This window comes from Streptomyces sp. NPDC059668 (assembly GCF_042734135.1).
In the GTDB taxonomy this organism is placed as follows: Bacteria; Actinomycetota; Actinomycetes; order Streptomycetales; family Streptomycetaceae; genus Streptomyces.
Genome location: NZ_JBHWEL010000019.1, coordinates 88,791 through 110,458 on the forward strand (window position 1 = coordinate 88,791; position 21,668 = coordinate 110,458).

The 21,668-nt window shown below is 73.0% G+C and carries 20 protein-coding genes and 5 tRNA genes; 17 read left to right on the forward strand and 8 right to left on the reverse strand.

Going from position 1 to position 21,668, the window contains the following annotated elements; translation table 11 throughout:
• The first annotated feature begins 46 nt into the window (after window positions 1-46).
• Together ACFV2J_RS16665 and ACFV2J_RS16670 are read left to right on the forward strand one after the other, a co-directional pair.
• Window positions 47-553 carry a sigma-70 family RNA polymerase sigma factor gene (locus ACFV2J_RS16665; protein WP_385439289.1) on the forward strand — a complete coding sequence of 169 codons (507 nt, stop codon included), beginning with the start codon at window positions 47-49 and terminating at the stop codon, window positions 551-553.
• A gap of 46 nt (window positions 554-599) precedes the next feature.
• Window positions 600-1,097 carry a GNAT family N-acetyltransferase gene (locus ACFV2J_RS16670; RefSeq protein ID WP_385082392.1) on the forward strand — a complete coding sequence of 166 codons (498 nt, stop codon included), beginning with the start codon at window positions 600-602 and terminating at the stop codon, window positions 1,095-1,097.
• 84 nt (window positions 1,098-1,181) lie between these two features.
• Here the strand turns inward: ACFV2J_RS16670 and ACFV2J_RS16675 are convergent, their stop codons facing one another.
• Together ACFV2J_RS16675 and ACFV2J_RS16680 are read right to left on the reverse strand one after the other, a co-directional pair.
• The gene (locus ACFV2J_RS16675) at window positions 1,182-1,550 is read right to left on the reverse strand and encodes a hypothetical protein (protein WP_385082396.1); all 369 of its coding nucleotides are present in this window, start codon (window positions 1,548-1,550) and stop codon (window positions 1,182-1,184) included.
• A 79-nt stretch (window positions 1,551-1,629) separates the two neighbouring features.
• The gene (locus ACFV2J_RS16680; RefSeq protein WP_385439292.1) at window positions 1,630-1,989 is read right to left on the reverse strand and encodes a hypothetical protein; all 360 of its coding nucleotides are present in this window, start codon (window positions 1,987-1,989) and stop codon (window positions 1,630-1,632) included.
• A 68-nt stretch (window positions 1,990-2,057) separates the two neighbouring features.
• Here ACFV2J_RS16680 and ACFV2J_RS16685 point away from each other — a divergent pair, with 68 nt between their 5' ends.
• The 9 genes from ACFV2J_RS16685 (at window position 2,058) to ACFV2J_RS16725 (ending at window position 14,814) form a co-directional block, all read left to right on the forward strand.
• Complete coding sequence (locus ACFV2J_RS16685) at window positions 2,058-2,705, forward strand: HAD family hydrolase (RefSeq protein ID WP_385082390.1); 648 nt, start codon at window positions 2,058-2,060, stop codon at window positions 2,703-2,705.
• A gap of 387 nt (window positions 2,706-3,092) precedes the next feature.
• On the forward strand, window positions 3,093-4,127 hold the full coding sequence (locus ACFV2J_RS16690) for a methionine ABC transporter ATP-binding protein (RefSeq protein WP_385082388.1): 1,035 nt from the start codon (window positions 3,093-3,095) through the stop codon (window positions 4,125-4,127).
• On the forward strand, window positions 4,124-4,894 hold the full coding sequence (locus tag ACFV2J_RS16695) for a methionine ABC transporter permease (protein WP_385082387.1): 771 nt from the start codon (window positions 4,124-4,126) through the stop codon (window positions 4,892-4,894). Before ACFV2J_RS16690 ends, ACFV2J_RS16695 begins: the two co-directional genes overlap by 4 nt.
• 99 nt (window positions 4,895-4,993) lie before the next feature.
• Entirely contained in the window at window positions 4,994-5,821 is an 828-nt protein-coding gene (locus tag ACFV2J_RS16700) for a MetQ/NlpA family ABC transporter substrate-binding protein (protein WP_385082386.1), read from the forward strand.
• A gap of 188 nt (window positions 5,822-6,009) precedes the next feature.
• The gene (locus ACFV2J_RS16705) at window positions 6,010-6,648 is read left to right on the forward strand and encodes a GNAT family N-acetyltransferase (RefSeq protein ID WP_385082384.1); all 639 of its coding nucleotides are present in this window, start codon (window positions 6,010-6,012) and stop codon (window positions 6,646-6,648) included.
• Between the two features lie 398 nt (window positions 6,649-7,046).
• Window positions 7,047-8,258 carry a precorrin-6y C5,15-methyltransferase (decarboxylating) subunit CbiE gene (gene cbiE / locus ACFV2J_RS16710; protein WP_385082382.1) on the forward strand — a complete coding sequence of 404 codons (1,212 nt, stop codon included), beginning with the start codon at window positions 7,047-7,049 and terminating at the stop codon, window positions 8,256-8,258.
• 345 nt (window positions 8,259-8,603) lie between these two features.
• Window positions 8,604-12,449 (forward strand): nicotinate-nucleotide--dimethylbenzimidazole phosphoribosyltransferase, encoded by a 3,846-nt coding sequence (gene cobT, locus ACFV2J_RS16715; RefSeq protein WP_385082380.1) that lies wholly within the window; start codon window positions 8,604-8,606, stop codon window positions 12,447-12,449.
• Between the two features lie 225 nt (window positions 12,450-12,674).
• Window positions 12,675-13,931 (forward strand): uroporphyrinogen-III C-methyltransferase, encoded by a 1,257-nt coding sequence (cobA, locus tag ACFV2J_RS16720; RefSeq protein WP_385439300.1) that lies wholly within the window; start codon window positions 12,675-12,677, stop codon window positions 13,929-13,931.
• Window positions 13,932-13,995: 64 nt separating this feature from the next.
• Window positions 13,996-14,814, forward strand: coding sequence for a TrmH family RNA methyltransferase (locus tag ACFV2J_RS16725; RefSeq protein ID WP_385082377.1), 819 nt, complete (start codon window positions 13,996-13,998; stop codon window positions 14,812-14,814).
• A 201-nt stretch (window positions 14,815-15,015) separates the two neighbouring features.
• Here ACFV2J_RS16725 and ACFV2J_RS16730 read toward each other — a convergent pair whose 3' ends face one another.
• Entirely contained in the window at window positions 15,016-16,353 is a 1,338-nt protein-coding gene (locus ACFV2J_RS16730) for a serine/threonine-protein kinase (protein WP_385082376.1), read from the reverse strand.
• Window positions 16,354-16,549: 196 nt separating this feature from the next.
• On the opposite strand from ACFV2J_RS16730, the gene ACFV2J_RS16735 reads away from it, so the two are divergent.
• The 4 genes from ACFV2J_RS16735 (at window position 16,550) to ACFV2J_RS16750 (ending at window position 19,034) form a co-directional block, all read left to right on the forward strand.
• The gene (locus ACFV2J_RS16735) at window positions 16,550-16,783 is read left to right on the forward strand and encodes a hypothetical protein (protein ID WP_081223398.1); all 234 of its coding nucleotides are present in this window, start codon (window positions 16,550-16,552) and stop codon (window positions 16,781-16,783) included.
• A gap of 238 nt (window positions 16,784-17,021) precedes the next feature.
• A complete protein-coding gene (locus ACFV2J_RS16740) occupies window positions 17,022-17,231 on the forward strand; it encodes a hypothetical protein (RefSeq protein WP_148007775.1) in 210 nt (69 codons plus the stop codon).
• A gap of 484 nt (window positions 17,232-17,715) precedes the next feature.
• On the forward strand, window positions 17,716-18,654 hold the full coding sequence (locus ACFV2J_RS16745; RefSeq protein WP_385082375.1) for a phosphotransferase family protein: 939 nt from the start codon (window positions 17,716-17,718) through the stop codon (window positions 18,652-18,654).
• A 74-nt stretch (window positions 18,655-18,728) separates the two neighbouring features.
• Window positions 18,729-19,034 carry a zf-TFIIB domain-containing protein gene (locus tag ACFV2J_RS16750; protein WP_356281029.1) on the forward strand — a complete coding sequence of 102 codons (306 nt, stop codon included), beginning with the start codon at window positions 18,729-18,731 and terminating at the stop codon, window positions 19,032-19,034.
• 83 nt (window positions 19,035-19,117) lie between these two features.
• On the opposite strand, the gene ACFV2J_RS16755 is transcribed toward ACFV2J_RS16750, so the two are convergent.
• The 5 genes from ACFV2J_RS16755 to ACFV2J_RS16775 form a co-directional block, all read right to left on the reverse strand.
• Window positions 19,118-19,192: transfer RNA gene (locus tag ACFV2J_RS16755), tRNA-Val, on the reverse strand.
• A 39-nt stretch (window positions 19,193-19,231) separates the two neighbouring features.
• Window positions 19,232-19,303, reverse strand: a tRNA-Val gene (locus ACFV2J_RS16760).
• A gap of 37 nt (window positions 19,304-19,340) precedes the next feature.
• Window positions 19,341-19,412: transfer RNA gene (locus ACFV2J_RS16765), tRNA-Val, on the reverse strand.
• Window position 19,413: 1 nt separating this feature from the next.
• Window positions 19,414-19,487 (reverse strand) — tRNA-Cys (locus ACFV2J_RS16770).
• A 40-nt stretch (window positions 19,488-19,527) separates the two neighbouring features.
• A tRNA-Gly gene (locus ACFV2J_RS16775) sits at window positions 19,528-19,600 on the reverse strand.
• Between the two features lie 156 nt (window positions 19,601-19,756).
• Between ACFV2J_RS16775 and ACFV2J_RS16780 the strand changes: the two genes are divergently transcribed.
• Window positions 19,757-20,800 carry a chorismate-binding protein gene (locus tag ACFV2J_RS16780; RefSeq protein WP_385082374.1) on the forward strand — a complete coding sequence of 348 codons (1,044 nt, stop codon included), beginning with the start codon at window positions 19,757-19,759 and terminating at the stop codon, window positions 20,798-20,800.
• The gene (locus ACFV2J_RS16785) at window positions 20,797-21,618 is read left to right on the forward strand and encodes an aminotransferase class IV (protein WP_385082373.1); all 822 of its coding nucleotides are present in this window, start codon (window positions 20,797-20,799) and stop codon (window positions 21,616-21,618) included. The genes ACFV2J_RS16780 and ACFV2J_RS16785 overlap by 4 nt, the downstream gene beginning before the upstream one ends.
• Window positions 21,619-21,668: the final 50 nt, after the last annotated feature.

Consider the following 21,668-nt stretch of genomic DNA (forward strand, 5'->3'; position numbering starts at 1 on the left):
GGCCGCCCCGGCAACCTCCCGCCGGGGCGGCCGCGTCCCGCCGCACATGACCCACGAGATGGTTTCCGCGCTGCGTCCGCTGCTCGCCGCCGAGGCCTCGGCGGAGGCGCACGCGACCGGGACCGAACCGAGCGACCTCGAACAGGCCGTGTGGCTGCGGCTCCTGGAGCGCCTCGCCTCGGCCGGCCCGCCCGCCGACCCGCAGGGGTGGCTGCGCCGCGCGGTGCGCTCGGAGGCCCGCCGCGCCCGCCGCACGGCCCGCCGTGAACAGCCGTACGGCTCCGAACCCGCCGACCCGGACGGGCCCGGCCCCGAACAGCGCGCGATGACCGCGGACTCCCGCCGAGCCCTGCACGACGCCGTACGCCGGCTGCCCGGCCGCTGCCCGCGCCTCATGGCGGCGCTGCTCTCCCCCCAGGACCTCACCTACCGCGAGATCGCAGGTGAGTTGGGTATCTCACAGGGCAGCCTTGGTCCGGAACGTTCCAGATGCCTGGGATGTCTACGGCGATTGCTGGCACCGGTGGTTGCGGCCCGCGGACCGCGGGGATAGGAGTGGGGGACAACCGGTGGAACAAGTGAGCGGGAGGCATGCACACATGGGCATGAGCGTGACCATCTCGGGGGCGACCGAGCAGGACGCAGAGCAGATCCTCAAGCTGCAGTACCTCTGCTACCAGAGCGAGGCCGAGCTGTCCGGCGACTACGGCATCGAGCCGCTCACGCAGCCGCTCGACTCCCTCAGGGCGGAGCTGGCGGACGGTACGGTCCTGGTGGCCCGGCTGGGGCAGGAGGTGGTGGCCTCGGTCCGCGGAACCGTGGAATCCGACGGCACGGCCCGGCTCAACAAACTCATCGTCCACCCGCGCATGCAGCGCCACGGGATCGGCGCCCGGCTCCTGCGCGCCGCCGAGGCTGCCCTCGTGGAGGAGCACGGCGCCAAGAGGATCCAGCTCCACACCGGACACCGCGGCGGCGGCAACCTGCGGCTGTACCGCAGCGTGGGCTACGAGACGGTCGGCACGTCGGAGGGCGACGACGGCGTCACCGTGATCGTGCTGGAGAAGCCCGCGGAGACCTACGCGACCACTGCGTAGCCGCGCCCGCCCGGCGGACACGGCCCGGCGGGCGCCCGGAGCACGCGACCGGCGGCCTCGTACCTCCGCCGGCCCGCGGTCTGACTACCGGCTTTCCGCGGAGCGCCGGCGCAGCCAGTACATGGCCGACAGCGGCAGCAGCACCGGAATGAACAGGTACCCCATGCCGTAGTCCGACCACACGGTGGCGTCGGGGAAGGCGGACGGCTCCACCAGCGTCCAGGTACCCACGATCAGGACACCCGCGAGCTCGGCGGCGCAGCACACCAGCGCCGCCCTGCGGGCCTTCTCGCCGCCCCGGACGAGCGAGTACGTGATGAAGCCGTAGACCAGGCCCGCGACCGCCGACAGCGAGTAGGCGAGCGGGGCCTTGTCGAACTCCGTGGAGATCTGCACGGCGGAGCGCGACACGGCGCCGACGACCATCACGCCGTACAGCCAGACCAGCAGCATCCCCGGGCCGCTGATGAGCCGCGTCCGCTTCCGTCCGGTCGCTTCTTCCTCGGTCACGGTGACCTCGGCCTTCGTCACGTCAGCCTCCCCAGATGTCGTACAGGCGCACTTCGAGGACGGCGAGCACCACGCCGCCGGCCGCCACCGTGACCGAACCCCAGCGGGTGCGCTCCGCCAGCGACATGAAGGCCACCGCGGGTACGCACGCGAACGCCCCGAGCAGATAGGCCACGAAGATCGTCGTGCCCTGTTCCGCCTTCTCGCCGCGGGCCAGCTGGACGATGCCGACCACCAGCTGGACGGCGGCGAGCAGCGACACCACCGCCATGCCGATGAAGTGCCAGTCCTTGGTGGGCTGATCACGGAAGGCGGCCCAGCCGCACCAGGCGGCGAGCGCGAGCGCGGCGACGGCGGTCGCGACCGTCAGGGCATCAAGCATGCCGTGACCCTATTACGGGCCAAAAGGCCCGATGCCCTCGCCCCCGGCCGCCCCGTAGGGTCGGGGCCATGAAGATCCACGCTGACGCCCTGCTGTTCGACAACGACGGAACCCTCGTCTCGTCCCTGGAGTCGGTGAACCGCTGCTGGACCCGCTGGGCGCGGGAGTACGGCATCACCGCCGAGGACTTCGCCCGGATCGAACTGCACGGCCGCCCCGCCGTCGAGATAGCCGCCGACCTGCTGCCCGCCGACGTCGTCCCCGAGGCCCTCGCGCGCATCGAGCAGCTGGAGGTCGAGGACGTCCCGGGAGGCGTCCTGCTGCTGCCCGGAACCGCCGCCTTCCTCGGCTCGCTGCCCGCCGAGCGCTGGGCCGTCGTCACCTCCGCCACCCGGCGGCTGGCCGAGGCCCGGCTCGACGAGGTCGGTATCCGGCCCAAGACCCTGATCTCCGCCGACGACGTCACCCGCGGCAAGCCCGACCCCGAGCCCTACCTCCTCGCCGCCCGCGAGCTGGGCGTCGACCCGGCCCGCTGTGTCGTGTTCGAGGACGCGCCGGCCGGCCTCCAGGCGGGCCGCGCGGCCGGCATGACCACCGTGGCGTTGGCCACAACCCACGCGGCGTCCGAGCTGGTCGCGGACCTGGTGGTGAAGGACCTCTCGGCCCTGTCCGCACTGGTCACGGGCGGGGGAGTGGAGATCTCCGTCCGCGGCTGAGAAGTGTCCACCGCTGTCCACGATGCGGACAGCGGTTCCGGGCCGAACCACTCCGTCTGCTTTACTTCACTCCATGACCACGACGAGCAGCCGCACCCTTGCGACCGAGGCGACCATGACGCCCGGTGCTCGTTGTATGTGTCGAATGTGCGCCTTCTAGAGGGCCCCCGCACCACCGCCTGATCCCGCGCCCCGAAGCGGGACCACCGCGCCCTGAGTCCGTACCGCGTACGCGACAGGGGCTGCCCCGCGCACACGTTCTCCTCCCGGTTCCCTCCGGTTCCACGGCCATCGCGCGCCGTCCCGAGAACCGTGCCGCGTTCAAGACCGAATGCACCCGTGCCGGCGCACACCCACGCCCCGCACTCGACAGTGACGGAAACCCCTGTGATCACGACAACGGGCCTCACCAAGGTCTACCGCTCGCGCGGCCGTGAAGTGACCGCCCTCGACGGCGTCGATCTGCATGTCCGCGAAGGCGAGGTGTACGGCGTCATCGGCCAGTCCGGCGCCGGCAAGTCCTCGCTCATCCGCTGCGTCAACCTCCTGGAGCGTCCCACCGCCGGTACGGTCACCGTCGCCGGACAGGACCTCACCGCCCTCGTCGGACGCGGCCCGCGCGCCGGCAAGGAGCTCCGCCAGGCGCGCAGCCGTATCGGCATGGTCTTCCAGCACTTCAACCTGCTGTCCTCGCGCACCGTCCAGGAGAACGTCGAGCTGCCGCTGGAGATCCTCGGCATCTCGGGGAAGGAGCGTTCCGCCAAGGCGCTCGGCCTGCTCGACCTGGTCGGCCTGTCCGACAAGGCGAAGGTCTACCCCGCACAGCTCTCCGGCGGCCAGAAGCAGCGCGTCGGCATCGCCCGCGCCCTGGCCGGCGACCCCAAGGTGCTGCTCTCCGACGAGGCCACCAGCGCCCTCGACCCCGAGACCACCCGCTCCATCCTCCAGCTGCTGCGCGACCTGAACCGGCAACTGGGTCTGACCGTTCTGCTCATCACGCACGAGATGGACGTCGTCAAGACCGTCTGCGACTCGGCCGCGCTCATGGAGAACGGCCGCATCGTCGAGTCGGGCACGGTCGGCGAACTGCTCGCGACCCCCGGCTCCGAGCTGGCCTCCGCGCTCTTCCCGGTCAGCGGCGACGCCTCCGGCGACGACCGCACGGTCATCGACGTCACCTTCCACGGCGAGGCCGCGACCCGGCCGGTCATCTCGCAGCTGTCCCGGACCTACAACATCGACATCTCGATCCTCGGTGCCGCGATGGACACCGTCGGCGGCAAGCAGGTCGGCCGGATGCGCATCGAACTGCCCGGCCGCTACGACGACAACGTCGTGCCGATCGGATTCCTGCGCGAGCAGGGCCTGCAGATCGACATCCAGGGCCAGCAGCCCGCACTCGTGAAGGACGGTGCCAAGTGACCTGGTCGGAGATGCATCCGCTGCTGTCCCAGGCCTGTTGGGACACGCTCTACATGGTCGGCTGGTCCACGCTGATCGCCGTCGTCGGGGGTCTGCCGCTCGGCATCCTGCTCGTCCTCACCGACCGCGGCGGACTCCTCCAGAACGTCGCGGCGAACAAGGTCATCGGGCAGGTCGTGAACATCGCCCGCTCGATGCCGTTCATCATCCTGATGGTCGCGCTGATGAACTTCACGCGCACGATCACCGGAACGACGATCGGTCGCGAGGCGGCGATAGTGCCGCTCGCCATCGGCGCGATCCCGTTCTTCGCGCGGCTCGTCGAGACGGCCGTCCGCGAGGTGGACGGAGGGCTCGTCGAGGCCGTGCAGTCCATGGGCGGCAACACCTGGACCGTCGTGCGCAGGGTGCTCGTACCGGAGTCGCTGCCCTCACTGATCTCCTCGGCGACCACCACCGTCGTCGCCCTCATCGGCTACTCGGCCATGGCGGGCACCGTCGGCGCCGGAGGACTCGGCGACATCGCCATCCGTTACGGCTACCAGCGCTTCGAGACCGGGCTGATGTGGATCACCGTGGCGATCCTGGCCGTGGTCATCTCCGTCATCCAGTTCGCCGGCGACTACGCCGCCCGCGGGCTGCACCGGCGCGGCGGCCACTCTGGTGCGGCACCCAGGCTCCGGCTGCTCAAGGCCGGGACGTCCACGACCGCGGAGGCCGGCGCCCCCGCGGAGGCCGCCACCGCGGACGCCGGCAAGGCCCTCTGAGCCGGGTCGTCCGAGCACCTCACCCCTCACTCCCCACCCGCGTACTTCCCCGTCCCACCCGACACGGGGACGCTCAACCCCTCAGGAAAGGCACTTTTCGTGCGTAACACTGCCAAGATCACCACCGCCGTCCTCGCCGCCGGAGCCCTCACCCTCGGCCTCTCCGCCTGCGGTTCGGACAAGGACTCCGCCGCCGACACGAGCGGCCCGCTGATCGTCGCCGCGAGCCCCACCCCGCACGCCGAGATCCTCGACTTCGTCAAGAAGAACCTGGCGAAGAAGGCGGGCCTCGACCTGGAGGTCAAGGAGTTCCAGGACTACATCGTCCCGAACACGGCGACCGAGGACGGCTCGGTGGACGCCAACTACTTCCAGAACCAGCCGTACCTGGACGACTTCAACAAGAAGCGCGGCACCCACATCGTGCCCGTCGTCACGGTGCACCTGGAGCCGCTCGGCCTCTACTCCCACAATGTCAAGAGCGCCGACGCCCTCAAGAGCGGCGCGACCGTCGCGGTCCCGAACGACGCGGTCAACGAGGCGCGCGCCCTGAAGCTGCTCGCGTCCAAGGGGCTCATCACCCTCAAGGACGGCGCCGGCAGCGAGGCGACCCCGCAGGACATCTCCAAGAACCCGAAGAACCTCAAGTTCAAGGAGGTCGAGGCGGCCCAGACCCCGCGCTCCCTGGACGACGTGGACGCCGCGGTCGTCAACGGCAACTACGCCATCTCCGCCGGCCTCAAGCCCGCCGACGACGCCCTCGTCCTGGAGTCGGCGACGAACAACCCGTACGGCAACTTCCTCGCCGTCAAGAAGGGCAACGAGAACGACCCGCGGGTGAAGAAGCTCGCCAAGCTCCTCACCTCGCCCGAGGTCAAGAAGTTCATCCAGGACAAGTACGCCGGCTCGGTCATCCCCTCGTTCTGATCCGTCTTCGGCGGTCCGTACCGCCGCACGGTGCCCACGACCACACGCGGTGGTCCTCCCCCGTTCCCCTTCGGGCAACGGGGGAGGACCCCGTGGTGCGGTTCGGTGCTTTCATGCTGCATGCTGGGCAGTTCAGCGGGCCCGAAGGTTCCGAGGGCCCCAAGTCCCCGACGGTTACGGAGCGGCGCATGACTAGCACCTTCCCCGACATCTCCATCAGCACGGAGCGGTTGGTCCTGCGCGCGCTCGACGAGGACGACGTTCCCGCCCTGGCCGAAATGATGAACGACGAGCAGGTCGCGGCCTGGACCGACGTGCCCCAGCCCTTCACCGAGGAGGGCGCCCGCACCTGGATCAGCGAGCACGCGCCCGCGGAACGCACCGCCGGCCGCGGACTCGACCTCGCCGTCACCGAGTTCCTCACCCAGCGCCTGGTCGGCATCGTTCAACTCGGCAGGACGAACTGGCACATCCGCTCCACCGAACTCTCCTACGTCATCGCCCCCTGGGCCCGCGGCGAGGGTTACGCCTCCGAGGCGTCGCTCGCCACCGCCCGATGGCTCTTCCGCGAGCAGAAGTTCGAGCGCATCGAGGTGCGCACGGCGGCCGACAACACCGCCTCCCAGCAGGTCGCCCAGAAGATCGGCTGCATCAGCGAGGGTGTGCTGCGCAACGCGTGCATAGCGCACAGCCGTACCGAGGACGGCCGTTGGGTCGACCACCGCACCGACTTCATCGTCTGGAGCCTCCTCCCCGAGGACATCGAAGGAGTCGGCGACCAGCTCGCGGACTCCAGCGGTTTCACGTCGTTCTCCGACTGGAACTGACCACGGGACGGACACGGAACTGGGCACGGGACTGAACACAGGACTGGGCACAGTGCTGGACACGGGACTGGGCACACGGCTGGGCACGGTACTGAACACAGGGCTGGGCACGGAGGCGGTCCGGAACCGAGACCCGGGGGCTCCCGCGGCCGGAGCCGGTGACCGCGCACGCCCCGTCTGACCCCTCACGCGCGACGGCACCCCTCACGCCCGACGGCACCGCCCACGCCGGACGGCACGACGCATGCCGCACGGCACCGCCCGTGCCGGGCGACGGCACCGCTCCCGCCCGACGGGACCCGCGCGCGGCCCCACCCGGCGACGCCAGGTACCCTCACGGAGCCCGCTCACGGGCTGCCCCCTGACGACCTGCGAAGACCCTCTGGAGACTGACGACGATGGCCGACCGCGTCACGGTGATCGGCTGGGACGGCTCCCCCCTGACCGCGGCGGCGCGCTCCGCCCTCGGCGCCGCCACCCTGGTGGCCGGAGCGGCACACCACCTGACGCTCCCCGAGGTACCCGAGGGCGCCGAGCGCATCCGGCTCGGCAGCGTCGCCCTCGCCGCCCGCCGCATCGCGGGCCACCGCGGCAGCGCCGTCGTCCTCGCCGACGGGGACCCCGGTTTCTTCGGCGTCGTACGTACCCTGCGCGCTCCCGAGTTCGGCCTTGAGGTCGAGGTCGTGCCCGCCGTTTCCTCGGTCGCCGCCGCCTTCGCCCGCGCCGGAATGCCCTGGGATGACGCACATGTGGTAGTCGCACACCGTCGCTCCCTGCGACGCGCGGTGAACGTATGCCGAGCCCACACCAAGGTGGCCGTCCTCACCTCGCCCGGTGCGGGCCCCGCCGAACTCGGCCTGCTCCTCGAAGGCGTCCACCGCACCTTCGTCATCTGCGAGGAGCTCGGTACCGCACGCGAGCGGGTCACGATCCTCACCTCCGACAAGGCCGCCGACCACACCTGGCGCGACCCCAACGTCGTCATCGTCATCGGCGGCTTCGTGGCCGCGGCCGAGGACGGCGGCTGGATCGCCGGACGCGACCCGGCCACCGAGCCGCGCGGCTGGGCACTGCCCGCCGAGGCGTACGGCGGCGCGCTCGGAGAAGGAGAGACGGATCTGCTGCGCGCGGCCCAACTCGCCCGGCTGGGCCCGCGCCTGGGGGATCTGGTGTGGGACATCGGGTCCGGCAGCGGTGCCTTCGCCACCGAGGCCGCGCGCACCGGCGCCGCGGTCATCGCGGTGGACCGGGACCTGCGGGCCTGCACCCGCACCGACGACGCCGCCCGCCGCTACGGCGTGCAGATGCAGATCGTGCACGGCGACGCCCCGCACATCCTGGAGAACCTCCCCGAACCGGACGTCGTGCGGGTCGGCGGCGGGGGAGCGGAGGTCGTCTCCGCGGTCGCCGACCGCCGTCCGCAGCGCATCGTGACGCACGCGGCGACCCGGGACGCGGCCGAACTGGTCGGCCGGAACCTCACCGAGCACGGTTACCAGGTCGAGTGCGCCCTCATCCAGTCCGTCGAACTCGACACGAGGGCCTGGACGGAGACGGAGCGGAGCGTCGCGTTCCTGCTCACGGGCCGTCTTCCCGATCGCAACCCGTGATCCTGTTGTCGTACCGCGCGCGGTAGGCTGGCCGATCGTTGTACCGCTCCAGGATGATCGGCTTTTCGTAGGCCAATGTCCGGAAAACGCGCCCGTTTTGAGGCGAGTGTGGTACGGCAGGACCGGAGGACGCGCAACGTGGCGCAGTCCACAGCGGGCCGTCGCGGATCAAGCTGTCGCGAGGGTCGGACGACCGGGACAATGCCAGTTAATGGCTTTGTCGTCTTTGTTGGCCGGTCGTTCGTGCCGCTGGGCACGCACGCTCGTTCTTCACTGTGGGGCGGTCGGTGCGCCGTTCCGGGCGAGCAGGACTTGGAAGCACTAACCGATGGGCGAGGGGTACGCATGACCGACACCGGCCAGGTCCCGGGCGAGGGACTGCCGGAGAACGCAGGCATGGTGGAGCAGCCGGGCGCCCCCGCCCCGGACGCGTACACCTTCCTCGACCCCTCCGAGAACCACGCCGAGGACGACGACCTGCTCCTCATGCCGGGTGCCCAGGGTGCCTGGGGCAACGAGGTGGGCCCGCCGGCCCCCCAGCCCCCCGTCCACGAACCGGGCCCGCACGAGACGGCGGGCCGGGACAGCGGTTCGGTCGACCTCAGCGCCGTCCGCGGAGCCGGTCCCGCGACCGCCGCGCAGCCGGTGACGCCGCGCCGCCCCCTGCACCTCGGCCCCCCGACCCCGGACGTCTCGGCCGGCCCGGTGCGCTCGCTCGCCGACCGCGGCCCCGCCTCCGCGCCGCTCGCCACCCCCGCCCACGCGATGAACCCCGCGACGCCGGTCCGGCACGCCGGTCCTCCGACGACGGGGCCCGAGTACCTCGACGTTCCGCAGCTGTCCGAGATCCCGCCGCAGGGCGCGGTGCCCTGGGGGGTTCCGCCGACCGGTCCCGAGCCGACGGCAGAAGAAACGGTCGTCCCGGCCGCGGGAGAGGGTGCCGAGGCCGGCTTCGCCGCCGGACCGGAGTCGGCGTTCGGGTCGGCGCCGCCGCACGACGAAGCCGCGGACCCCGCGGGGTCCCTCCCGGCGCACCCGGCCGCCGAGGAGACCGGGCCCGCGGGGCTCGCGTCCCCCCTCGTCGTCGACGGGGCGGCCGGGGACGCCGTTCCCGCGCAGGCTCCCGCGGCACCGGAGGCCGGCCCGTCGGCCGAGTCGGCGCAGGACCACCTCGCCCGGGCGGGTGCGGAGTCCGCGCAGGACGCCGAGGCCGCCCACGTGCCGGCTGGCCCGCTGGACCTCCAGGCCCCGGAGACTCCCGACGCCGCCGCCTTCGAGACGGCCCACGACGTTCCGCGGACGGAGCCGACGGCGGACGACGCCGCCGCGCAGATGTCCGACGCCCACGTGACCGAGTACGCCGCCGCCCCGGCGCAGGTTCCCGTGGACCAGGCGGACCCGACGGACCAGGGGGACCTGACGCCCGAGCAGGCCTTCTCGTACGCCCAGGACCAGGCCGCGCAGGAGCAGCTCGTCCACCAGGACCAGGTCGTCCAGGAGGAGCAGGCGGCTCACCCGGCGGTCCCGGCGGCCGCCGACCCGTCCGTGCACCTCGCCGATCAGGCCGTGCGCCTCCCGGGCCAGTCCGTCCCCTTCGTCGAGCAGGCCGCCCACGCGGCCGAGCAGGCGGCGCGGTTCCAGGACCGCGCCGTCCGGTTCGTCGACGCCGGTGTCCACATCCCGGAATCGGCGGGCCGGTTCGCGGACGTCGCCGCCGGTGGCCGAGCGGGCGGGACGGGCGGCGGGTTCGCCGAGGCCGCGCGGCCCGCGTCCGCCGCGCATCCCCACGCGCCCTCCCTGACACACGAGTCCGCCGACGCGGTGCCGGCCGCGGACGACTCCTACGGCCGGGCGGTCCCCGGTGCCGGGGCCTTCCCGGTCCAGGCCGCCCAGTTCGCGCCCGCCGCCGAGGCGCACGCCGCGTTCGCCGATGCCGCCGCCGGTGTCCCGGTCGGCGTCGCGACCCACGGCGAGACGTCCCACGCGGCCGGGAACCCGTCGCACGACGAGGCGTCCCACACGGCGGACCAGTCGCACGACGAGCACCTTCCCGGCGAGGCGCAGCCCTCGGCGGACGACTCGCTCGGCCGGTTCGTGCCCGTCGACGGCCAGGTGCCGACGACCCCGCACCTGGCCCCGACCCCGCCGCACGCCATGACCGTGCCGCCCCTGCCCACGGAGGAGTGGCACCCGGCCGAGGAGGCAGCCCAGGAGCAGGCCCCGGCCTTCGCCGACCTGCCGGAGGCCGCGCCCGGACAGGCCCCGGAGGCTCCCGCCGGCCAGGAGGCGTCCGTCGCCCCGGTGCCCGCGCCCCGCGAGCCCGAGGCACCCCCCGTACCGGAGCCGCTCGACGCGGAGCCGGAGCCCGTAGTCGCACAGCAAGCGGAGGACCTGCACACCCAGGTCGCCGACCAGGAAGAGAGCACGGCCGCAGTGGAAGACGTACGAGAGTCCACCGGCCCGGCGGCCCCCGGCTACGACGACGCCGAGCGCGAGGCGGTACTGCGCGTGATGCGCGAGCGCCGCGACATCCGCAACGGCTTCCGCAGCGACCCGATCCCGCACGACGTCCTGCTGCGGGTCCTGGAGGCCGCGCACACCGCGCCGTCGGTGGGCCACTCCCAGCCCTGGGACTTCGTCGTCATCCGCTCCGCCGAGACCCGCCGCACCATGCACGAACTGGCGGCACGCCAGCGCGAGGCGTACGCCAAGTCGTTGCCCAAGGGCCGGGCCAAGCAGTTCAAGGAACTGAAGATCGAGGCGATCCTCGACACCCCGGTGAACATCGTCGTCACCGCCGACCCCACCCGCGGCGGCCGCCACACCCTGGGCCGGCACACCCAGCCGCAGATGGCCCCGTACTCGTCCGCGCTCGCCGTCCAGAACCTGTGGCTCGCCGCCCGTGCCGAGGGCCTCGGCGTCGGCTGGGTCAGCTTCTTCGACGAGCGCGAGATGGTCCGCGCCCTCGGTCTGCCCGAACACCTGGACGTCGTCGCGTATCTCTGCGTCGGCTACGTCGACGAGTTCCCGGAGGAGCCCGAGCTCATGCAGGCGGGCTGGTCCAAGCGCCGCCCGCTGTCCTGGGTCGTGCACGAGGAGACGTACGGCCGGCGCGCGCTGCCCGGCGAGGAGCCGCACGACCTGCTCGCCGAGACCGTCTCCAACATCCGCCCGCTGGACGCCAAGGCGCTCGGTGAGGCCTGGGAGCGGCAGAAGCGGATGACCAAGCCCGCGGGCGCGCTCGGCATGCTGGAGATCATCTCGGCCCAGCTGTCGGGCCTGTCCCGGATGTGCCCGCCGCCGATCCCGGAGCCCGCCGCCGTCGCGATCTTCGCGGGCGACCACGGTGTGCACGCCCAGGGCGTCACCCCCTGGCCGCAGGAGGTCACCGCCCAGATGGTGGCCAACTTCCTGGGCGGCGGCGCGGTCTGCAACGCGTTCGCCAACCAGGTCGGTGCGGAGGTGTGCGTCGTCGACGTGGGCGTCGCCTCCGACCTTCCCGCGACGCCGGGGCTCCTGCCGCGCAAGGTCCGTGCGGGCACCGCCGACATGACCACCGGTCCCGCGATGACCCGCGAGGAGGTCACCGCGGCGATCGAGGTGGGCATCGAGACGGCCCGCGACCTGGTGGCGGCCGGCAACAAGGCACTGCTGACCGGCGAGATGGGCATCGCCAACACCACCGCGTCCGCCGCCCTGATCTCGGTCTTCACCGGCGCCGACCCGTCCGAGGTGACGGGCCGGGGCACCGGCATCAACGACGAGACCCTGGCCCGCAAGACCGAGGTCGTGCGGCGCGCCGTCGAACTCCACCAGCCGGACCCGGCCGACCCCATCGGCGTCCTCGCGGCCATCGGCGGCCTCGAACACGCGGCGATGGTCGGCCTGCTGCTGGGCGGTGCCTCCCTCCGTACGCCGGTGATCCTGGACGGCGTCAGCGCCGGCGCGGCGGCCCTGGTGGCCCGCGCCATCGCTCCCGAGGTGCTCGCGGCCTGCATCGCGGGCCACCGCAGCGCGGAGCCGGGCCATGTGGCGGCCCTGAACAAGCTGGGCCTGCGCCCGCTGATCGACCTCGACCTCCGGCTCGGCGAGGGCACCGGCGCGTTGCTCGCCCTGCCCGTGGTGCAGAGCGCGGCGCGCGCCATGCACGAGGTGGCGACGTTCGACTCCGCCGGGGTCACCGAGAAGTAGCCGGCGCTGGTGGGCGGGCGTTCCGCGGCGCGGAGCACCTGCCCACCACCGCGACCCGCCCGCACGCGGGGCCGGGGCAGGGCCTCTGTTTCGGGACGAGGCCGCCCAGGGAAGGAACCCCCACTCGGCCCGCTCACCGGGCCGGCGCCTAAAATCCGCACGTCAGGGCCGCTCCACAGCCGCGGCGCGCCCCACCGCACCGTCCGTACGAGGAGCCGCACCGCCATGGCCGAACACCCCGCCTATCCCGTAGGCCTCCGCCTCGCCGGCCGCCGTGTGGTCGTCCTCGGCGGCGGCCAGGTGGCCCAGCGCCGCCTCCCCGCGCTCATCGCCGCGGGCGCGGACATCCACCTCGTGTCACCGGAGGCGACCCCCTCCGTCGAGGCGATGGCGGACGCCGGCGAGATCAGCTGGGCCAGGCGTCCCTACGAGGACGGCGACCTCGCCGGTGCCTGGTACGCCCTGATCGCCACCAGCGATCCCGAGGCGAGCGCGGCGGCCTCCGCCGAGGCCGAGCGGCACCGCGTCTGGTGCGTCCGCTCCGACGACGCCGACGCCGCGACGGCCTGGACCCCGGCGACGGGGCACAGCGAGGGCGTGACCGTCGCGGTCCTCACGACGGACGCGCGGGGCCGCGACCCCCGGCACACGGCCGCGATCCGCGACGCGGTGGTCGAGGGACTCCGCGACGGGACCCTGGTGGCGCCGCACCACCGCACCCGCGCCCCGGGTGTCGCCCTGGTCGGCGGCGGCCCCGGCGACCCGGACCTGATCACGGTCCGCGGCCGCCGTCTGCTCGCCGAGGCCGACGTGGTCATCGCCGACCGCCTCGGCCCGCGCGACCTGCTGGCCGAACTCCCGCCGCACGTGGAGGTCATCGACGCGGCGAAGATCCCGTACGGCCGGTACATGGCGCAGGAGGCGATCAACAACGCGCTGATCGAGCACGCGCGACAGGGCAAGGCCGTCGTCCGGCTCAAGGGCGGCGACCCCTTCGTCTTCGGCCGCGGCATGGAGGAGGCCCAGGCACTCGCGGAGGCGGGCATCGCCTGCACCGTGGTCCCCGGCATCTCCAGCTCGATCTCGGTGCCCGGCGCGGCCGGTATCCCGGTCACCCACCGGGGTGTCGCACACGAGTTCACCGTGGTGAGCGGTCATGTCGCCCCCGGCGACGAACGCTCCCTCGTCGACTGGCCCGCCCTCGCCGCACTGCGCGGCACGCTCGTCGTCCTCATGGGCGTCGACAAGATCGGCCGGATCGCCGAGACCCTGATGGCCCACGGCAAGCCGGCCGACACCCCGGTCGCCCTGGTCCAGGAGGGCACGACCGCCGCGCAGCGCCGGGTCGACGCGACCCTGGCGACGGTCGCCGAGACCGTCGTCGCGCAGGACGTGAAGCCGCCCGCGGTGATCGTCGTGGGCGAGGTCGTGAACGTGGGCCCCGGACAACCGGTACGGCCGGCTCCGCACGCATCCGAGTAACCCGGGGTAACCCGACCCCTTCCCAGCCGTTGGCACCGCACCCAGGACAAGGCAGTATCACCCTGTGGCCGATCTCATCACCGTCGAGAACCCCGACGACCCGCGTCTGCGCGATTACACGGGCCTGACCGACGTGGAACTGCGCCGCAAGCGCGAACCCGCCGAAGGCCTGTTCATCGCCGAGGGCGAGAAGGTCATCAGACGGGCCAAGGACGCCGGATACGAGATGCGCTCCATGCTCCTGTCCGCCAAGTGGGTCGACGTCATGCGCGACGTCATCGACGAGCTGCCGGCCCCGGTCTACGCGGTCAGCCCGGAGCTCGCCGAGCAGGTCACCGGGTACCACGTGCACCGTGGCGCGCTCGCCTCCATGCAGCGCAAACCGCTGCCGACGGCGGACGAACTCCTCGGGTCCGCCCGCCGGGTGGTCGTCATGGAGTCGGTCAACGACCACACCAACATCGGGGCGATCTTCCGCTCCGCCGCCGCCCTCGGCATGGACGCGGTCCTGCTCTCACCGGACTGCGCCGACCCGCTCTACCGCCGCTCCGTGAAGGTCTCCATGGGCGCGGTCTTCTCCGTCCCGTACGCGCGTCTCGACAGCTGGCCCAGGGGCCTGGAGTCGGTCCGCGAGGCCGGTTTCACCCTGCTCGCCCTGACCCCGGACGAGAAGGCCCGGTCCCTCGACGAGGCGGCCCCGCACCGGATGGACCGGGTCGCGCTGATGCTCGGCGCGGAGGGCGACGGCCTGTCCACGAAGGCCCTGATGGCGGCGGACGAATGGGTCCGCATCCCGATGGCGCGGGGCGTCGACTCGCTCAACGTGGGCGCGGCGGCCGCGGTCGCGTTCTACGCGGTGGCGACGGGGCGCCCCGCCGTCTGACCCGAAGGCCGAGGGGAGGACCTCCGGCGCCCGACCGGAGGGTGCCCGGGTCGCCTCCGGTGTCCGACCGCCGAGCTCCGACTGCCGACCGCCGAGTTCTGACTGCCCAGCTCCGACGTCCGACCTCCGGCGGGCCGGTCCGCTGCCGTGGATTACGTGCGCCCGGCCCAGCCTCCCGTCACATGATCCGGACGACAGGCCCTATCCGTCCGTCCCGTCGACACCCCGGTCGCGTTCGCCCCTCGTGCCCCCGGCGGGCGCCGACGAGGCCGACGAGTTCTCCTGCTCCAGGGCGCGTACGGCCTGGCGTCCGTCTCCGCCGCCGAGCCCGCGCGCCGGACCCTGGCAGCCCTGCGCCACCGCGATGCCCAGGGCGACGAGCAGCGTCACCACGACGAACACGAAGAGCCGCTGCCGCAGCAGCCGCGGGTTGGCGGGCCGGCGTCCGGTCCCGGTGGTCCTCGGCCCCTGCCGCCCCGTTCCGCTGCGGGGCGCGGGCCGGCTGCCGGAGCGCCCGGTGTTCCGGGAGGGCGTGGGGCGCGAACCCGACGGCGCCGGCCGGGAGCCGCCGCCGTTCGTCCCGCCGGTGCGCGGCGGGGGAGTGCCCTGCGGGCGCCGCTGGGTGGGCTGTTCGGCGTACTGCTCGGCGAGGCGCCCCGTGGGCCGGTCGGGGTCGTTGCGCTGCGCCGGCGGCCGGACGTCCGCCAGGCCCTGCGCCTCGCGAGCCGCGATCTCCTTGAGCCGCAGGGACAGTTGGAGCGTGCTGGGGCGCTCCTCGGGATCCTTGGCGAGACAGGCCCGGACGAGCGGGGCCAGCGAGTCGGGCACGCCGTGCAGCTGCGGTTCCTCGTGCACCACCCGATAGAGCATCACTTCGGAACTGCCGTGTCCGAAGGGCGAGTCGGAGGTCGCCGCGTACGCCAGGGTGGCTCCCAGCGCGAAGACGTCCGTGGCCGGGGTGACGGCGGCGCCGCGCACCTGCTCGGGCGCCAGGAAGCCGGGCGAGCCGACGGCGGTGCCGACGTGGGTGAGGGTGGAGGCCCCCGTGGCCCAGGCGATGCCGAAGTCGATGATCCGCGGCCCCTTCGGGGACAGCAGGATGTTGGACGGCTTCAGGTCGCGGTGCACGACCCCCGCCTCGTGCACCGCCACCAGGCCCTCGGAGAGCGCGGCGCCCACGGCGGCCACGTCGGCGGCCGCCATCGGACCCTCCTCGGCGACCTTGTCGTGCAGCGAGGGCCCCGGCACGTACTGCGTGGCGAACCAGGGCCGCTCCGCGTCGAGATCGGCGGCGACGAGCCGGGCCGTGCAGCCGCCCCTGATCCGCCGGGCCGCCGAGACCTCACGCGCGAACCGCGACCGGAACTCCTGATCCTCCGCCAGATCCGGCCGGATCACCTTGAGCGCGACCCGCTGACCACGGCGGTCGGAGCCCAGGTAGACCACGCCCATCCCACCCGCGCCGAGCCGCCTGTGAAGCCTGAACGAGCCGACGACACGCGGGTCCTCGCGCCTCAGGCGCATCATCGCCATGTCCATCCCCGCTGCCCGGTCCGTTTGACGAGCCACAGCTTACGTTTCCGCGGCCGGGAGCGCGCAGAGGCCGCGCCCTCGCGGTCCGATCGATTGTCAGTGCCGGGTGGGAAACTTGAGAGGTGGTCAGGGAATGCGCGAACAGCGTGGCCTTGGGCCGGCTGTGATCCCAACCATCCGTCGCAGAAGGGGGATTGAGCCCGTGAAGGGTGATCGCGTGGAGATAGTCGTGGACGCCGGGGACACGACGCGTACGTACGAGGTGGTGGCGAGCAGGGCGGGCCGCAGGGTGGAGACAGCGGTACGCCGAGGTGTCGTGGAAGTGAGCGAAGTCACCCGAAGCGGATCAGTCGTGCGCACCGCCCGCTTCATGGCGACGCGGGTGCTGGCGCTGGTCGAGCAGCCGGTGCCCAGGGAGGACAGCTCGGAACAGTAGGGGTACAGCGGGCGACCCCTCCGGGAAGACCCTGAGACCTAGGTCCTCGTCTCCACCCAGGGGAGTACACCGCAGGTCATCGCTCATCCTCCGGGAGGCCCGGCAATCGGTACGAGGGCATGACGACCCGGTTCCGCCGCGCCCGTAGATTTGAGGTCAAGCGGCGGGTGCAGCACTCGTCCCCCGAGGTCAGACACCCGCCGCTGCCAACCACAGATGCTCGGTCAGGAGAGGGACCATGGCCCACACGGCACCGCGGACCGCGATCCGCACGCAGGGACGCAGGGCATACAGCGCCGCGTTCCGCCCGCGACGCCAGGGCCAGCGCCACCCCTTGGTGGCGACGGCGATGGTCCTTCCTCTGGCGGCCCTGCTCGTGGTCGTCTTCGGCGGCTGGGAGTCAGTGGTCACACAAGCGTCGTCCGTGGGCGTGATGCTGGGGCGCTGAGCGGCGCCCCAGGCCCGGAAGAGCGGTCCGGGCGGGGACATCCGGCCATGAAACCCCGTGGGGACGGGGGTGCGGCGGACGGCAAGAAATGCCCGCGCAGCTGGGGAGCTGCGCGGGCATTGCCTTGTGCCCCGACGGGTCCGCTTGTCCGGCGGCCCCGTGGATCTGCCCATGTGCCGGTGGCCCGGTGGCCCGGTGGGGCCGCGGCCGGGCGGCCAGGTAGTCAGGCGGTGAGCCTGCGGGTCGGCGTTCTCTTGTTTGGGTGTTCCGGGTGTTCCGGCAACCCCGGAACCTGTCCCGCTGCCCGCTGCCCGCTGCCCGCCGCCGGGACGCCCGAGGCCCCGGGGAGCGCGACAGCGGGCACGACGGCACGGACGGGCGACCGGAGGTGAGGGACGGGGAACGCCGGGGAAGCCGGGATTCCCCGCGGCGCGCCCCGCTGCGTACGCTCGCCCGGTACGGACGCACGCACCCAGGGGGACCCGTGACCGCAGATGTGCTGCCCGCCCTGACCGCCGGGGCGCGGAGCGCGGCCCACCCCACGGCCGGGGCGTGCGCGCACCGGGACAGTGTCCTGGCCGATCGCACCGACGGCACCGTCGTCCGCCACGGCGACACCGTGGCCAAGGCCCACGCGCCCGGCACGGACCCCGCCGGCCTCGCCCGCCGCCTCGCCGTCGCCGCGCACCCCGCCCTGTACGGCGTCCTCCTCGCCCCGCTCCGCCCGGAGCCCGCCGACCTCCACGGGCGCCCGGTCACCTTCTGGCCGTACGGCACCCCCGTAGACCCCGAGGTTCCCGAGGCGGCCCCCTGGGAGGCTGCCGCGACCCTGCTGGCCCGCCTGCACCGCACCCCCGCTCCGGCCGGCCTGCCGCCCATGCGGGGCCCTGCCAAGGCGGCCCGGGCGATCACGCGGCTCCGAGCGGCGGGTCCGCACCCGGCCACCGCCCCGGTCCTGCGCGCCTGGGCGGGCCTCCCGGCCTGGGCCCGCGCGGAGGCGGCCATGCCCGGCCCGGACACCCTGTGCCACGGGGACCTGCACCTCGGCCAGCTCGTCCGCCACCCCGCCCCGGCCGGCCGCTGGCTCCTCATCGACGTGGACGACCTCGGTGTGGGCGTCCCGGCCTGGGACCTGGCCCGCCCGGCCGCCTGGTACGCCTGCGGTCTGCTCCCGCCCGAGGACTGGACCCGCTTCCTCACCGCCTATCGGGGCGCGGCCGGCCCCGCCGTCCCCGCCGACGGTGACCCCTGGCCCGCCCTGGACGTGGCGGCCCGCGCTCTCACGGTGCAGACCGCGGCCCTGGCGATCGCCAAGTCCGTCGCCGCGGACCGCCCGTTGGACGAGGTGCAGCAGGCCGTGATCGACGCGTGCGCCCGAATGGGAGCCGTCCCGCCGCAGTTGGCACCCGGTCCGACGACGTAGGGTGCAACCGATCGAAGCCGGGCAGTGTCTGTCCTGGCGGAAGCAGTACCGACCGGCGAGGAGTTGAGCCGAGCATGCAGTGTCCGAAGTGCCATGCGCCGATGCACACGTACAACCGCAACGGTGTCCAGATCGAGCAGTGCAGCGGCTGCCGAGGGATCTTTCTCGACTACGGCGAGCTGGAGGCGCTGACCCGCGTGGAGTCGCAGTGGTCGCAGCCCGCGCCGCCGCCCCCGGCCGCCCCGCAGGCGTACCCGTCCGCTCCCGCGCCCGCCTGGGGTGCCCCGCACGGCGGTGGCCACGGCGGCGGTCACTACGGCGGCGGCCACGGCGGCCACCACCGTCACAAGAGCTTCGGGCACATGCTCTTCTCGTCGTGACCGTGCCGGCCGGGGTGTCCCCGGCCGGGCGTGGCGCACACGACGAAGCCCCCGACCGTACGAGACGGCCGGGGGCTTCTTGCTGGTGCGCGATACTGGGATTGAACCAGTGACCTCTTCCGTGTCAGGGAAGCGCTCTCCCGCTGAGCTAATCGCGCGGGACGGACCTCAAGGTACAGGATCCGCGGCGTACTGCGTGCGCGATACTGGGATTGAACCAGTGACCTCTTCCGTGTCAGGGAAGCGCTCTCCCGCTGAGCTAATCGCGCGGGTTCGGATCTCGCACACCAGTGCGGGGCGATCCAGTGGACGATACTGGGATTGAACCAGTGACCTCTTCCGTGTCAGGGAAGCGCTCTCCCGCTGAGCTAATCGTCCTTGGAGGTGGAGACGGGATTTGAACCCGTGTAGACGGCTTTGCAGGCCGTTGCCTCGCCTCTCGGCCACTCCACCAGGAGCGCGGGGGTTCGGGTGGATCCCCCACTGTCCTGCGAGCGGACGACCAGGTTCGAACTGGCGACCTCAACCTTGGCAAGGTTGCGCTCTACCAACTGAGCTACGTCCGCTTGTCGTTTCCGGTCGGCTTGTGCGTCCCGGCGACGTGTTGAACTCTAGCGGATTCCCCGGCCAGTACAAAAACGCGTTTGCGCAGCGTGCTGCGGTCTGTCCGCCCGAGGACACGGTCAGGGCACCCGCAGGTCACCCGCCCTAGACTCGACTGCGTGCTCGACCTCCCTCCTCTCGCCCGCTTCGGTGACCTCCTCGCGACCGGTCTCCTCGATGTCACCGGCGACCCCGCGGCCCTGGACTCCACCGGCTTCTGGGCCGTCTCGGCGGACTTCGAGGGGCGTCTGGTCTGCGCCCGCTTCGCCGACGTACGGCGCGAGCCGGTGCCCGCTCCGGTGCCCGGGCGGTGGCGCGGTCCGGCCGCCGGTGACTGGACGTCGTCGCTCGACCGCGCCGCGTACACACGGGGTGTCCGCCGCATCCGCGACCACATAGCCGCCGGCGAGGTCTACCAGGCCAACCTCTGCCGCGTGCTGTCCGCGCCGCTCGCCCCCGACGCCGACCTGGACGCTCTGACCGCCCTGCTGGCCCGCGGCAACCCCGCCCCGTACGCCGGCACCGTCCGGCTGCCCCGGCAGGGCGTCGAGATCGCCACCGCCTCACCCGAACTCTTCCTGCGCCGCACCGGCCGCACCGTCGAGTCCGGGCCCATCAAGGGCACCGGACGCACCGAGGCCGACCTGCTGCCGAAGGATCACGCCGAGAACGTGATGATCGTCGACCTGGTCCGCAACGACCTGGGCCGGGTCTGTGCCACCGGCACCGTGACCGTTCCCGATCTGTGTGCCGTCGAGAAGCATCCCGGGCTCGTCCACCTCGTCTCCACCGTCCGCGGTGAGCTGCGCGAGGACGCCGGCTGGCCCGAACTCCTCGCCGCCGCCTTCCCGCCCGGTTCGGTCACCGGCGCCCCCAAGACCAGCGCCCTGCGCATCATCGACGCCCTGGAGACCGCCCCGCGCGGCCCCTACTGCGGGGGCATCGGCTGGGTCGACGCCGATCGCGGCACCGGAGAACTCGCCGTCGGCATCCGTACCTTCTGGGCCGACCGGGAGGAGGGCGTCCTGCGGTTCGGCACCGGCGCGGGCATCACCTGGGGCTCCGACCCCGAGGGCGAGTGGCGCGAGACCGAGCTGAAGGCCTCCCGACTGCTCGCTGTAGCGTCGGGAGCATACGAGGTGAGTGAAGGGATCCTGACGTGAAGATCTGGCTCGACGGCGGGTTGCAGGACAGCGAGTCCGCCCGTGTCTCCGTCTTCGATCACGGACTGACCGTGGGCGACGGCGTCTTCGAGACCGTGAAGGCGGTGGAGGGGCGGCCGTTCGCGCTGACCCGGCACCTCGACCGGCTGGCCCGCTCCGCGCACGGCCTCGGGCTTCCCGACCCGGACCGCGACGAGGCGCGCCGGGCGTGCGCGGCCGTCCTGGACGCCAACCCGATGCCGCTCGGACGGCTGCGCATCACGTACACCGGCGGCCACGGCCCGCTCGGCTCGGACCGTGGGGACCGGGGTCCGACCCTGGTCGTCGCCCTGGGCGAGTCCGCGCGGCGACCCGACTCCACCGCCGTGATCACCGTGCCGTGGACCCGCAACGAGCGCGGCGCCCTCACCGGCCTCAAGACCACCTCCTACGCCGAGAACGTCGTCGCGCTGGCCCGGGCGCGCGAACAGGGCGCGTCCGAGGCGCTGTTCGCCAACACGGTCGGGCAGCTGTGCGAGGGCACGGGGTCGAACGTCTTCGTCGTGCTCGACGGCGAGATCCACACCCCGCCGGTGGCCTCCGGCTGCCTCGCCGGCATCACCCGCGCGCTCGCCGTCGAGTGGACCGGCGCCAGGGAGACCGACCTGCCGCTGGACGTCCTGGAGCGCGCCGACGAGATCTTCCTGACCTCCACCCTGCGGGACGTGCAGGGCGTGCACCGGGTCGACGGACGTGAACTCCCGGGCGCCCGCGGACCGGTGACGGCCAAGGCGATGCGGATCTTCGACGAGCGGGCCGGACACGACCTCGATCCGTAGGACGGCCGGGCGGGCCCTCGCGCCCCGTGACGCGGAGCCCCGCGCCGGGT

Bases quoted from the DNA above. Each gene is read 5' to 3' on its own strand.
- ACFV2J_RS16750 (WP_356281029.1), top strand. From the start codon at position 18,729: ATGCAGTGTCCGAAGTGCCATGCGCCGATGCACACGTACAACCGCAAC.
- ACFV2J_RS16730 (WP_385082376.1), bottom strand. From the start codon at position 16,353: ATGGACATGGCGATGATGCGCCTGAGGCGCGAGGACCCGCGTGTCGTC.
- cobT (WP_385082380.1), top strand. From the start codon at position 8,604: ATGACCGACACCGGCCAGGTCCCGGGCGAGGGACTGCCGGAGAACGCA.
- ACFV2J_RS16740 (WP_148007775.1), top strand. From the start codon at position 17,022: ATGGCCCACACGGCACCGCGGACCGCGATCCGCACGCAGGGACGCAGG.
- ACFV2J_RS16670 (WP_385082392.1), top strand. From the start codon at position 600: ATGGGCATGAGCGTGACCATCTCGGGGGCGACCGAGCAGGACGCAGAG.
- cobA (WP_385439300.1), top strand. From the start codon at position 12,675: ATGGCCGAACACCCCGCCTATCCCGTAGGCCTCCGCCTCGCCGGCCGC.
- ACFV2J_RS16680 (WP_385439292.1), bottom strand. From the start codon at position 1,989: ATGCTTGATGCCCTGACGGTCGCGACCGCCGTCGCCGCGCTCGCGCTC.
- cbiE (WP_385082382.1), top strand. From the start codon at position 7,047: ATGGCCGACCGCGTCACGGTGATCGGCTGGGACGGCTCCCCCCTGACC.
- ACFV2J_RS16675 (WP_385082396.1), bottom strand. From the start codon at position 1,550: ATGCTGCTGGTCTGGCTGTACGGCGTGATGGTCGTCGGCGCCGTGTCG.
- ACFV2J_RS16705 (WP_385082384.1), top strand. From the start codon at position 6,010: ATGACTAGCACCTTCCCCGACATCTCCATCAGCACGGAGCGGTTGGTC.
- ACFV2J_RS16665 (WP_385439289.1), top strand. From the start codon at position 47: ATGACCCACGAGATGGTTTCCGCGCTGCGTCCGCTGCTCGCCGCCGAG.
- ACFV2J_RS16685 (WP_385082390.1), top strand. From the start codon at position 2,058: ATGAAGATCCACGCTGACGCCCTGCTGTTCGACAACGACGGAACCCTC.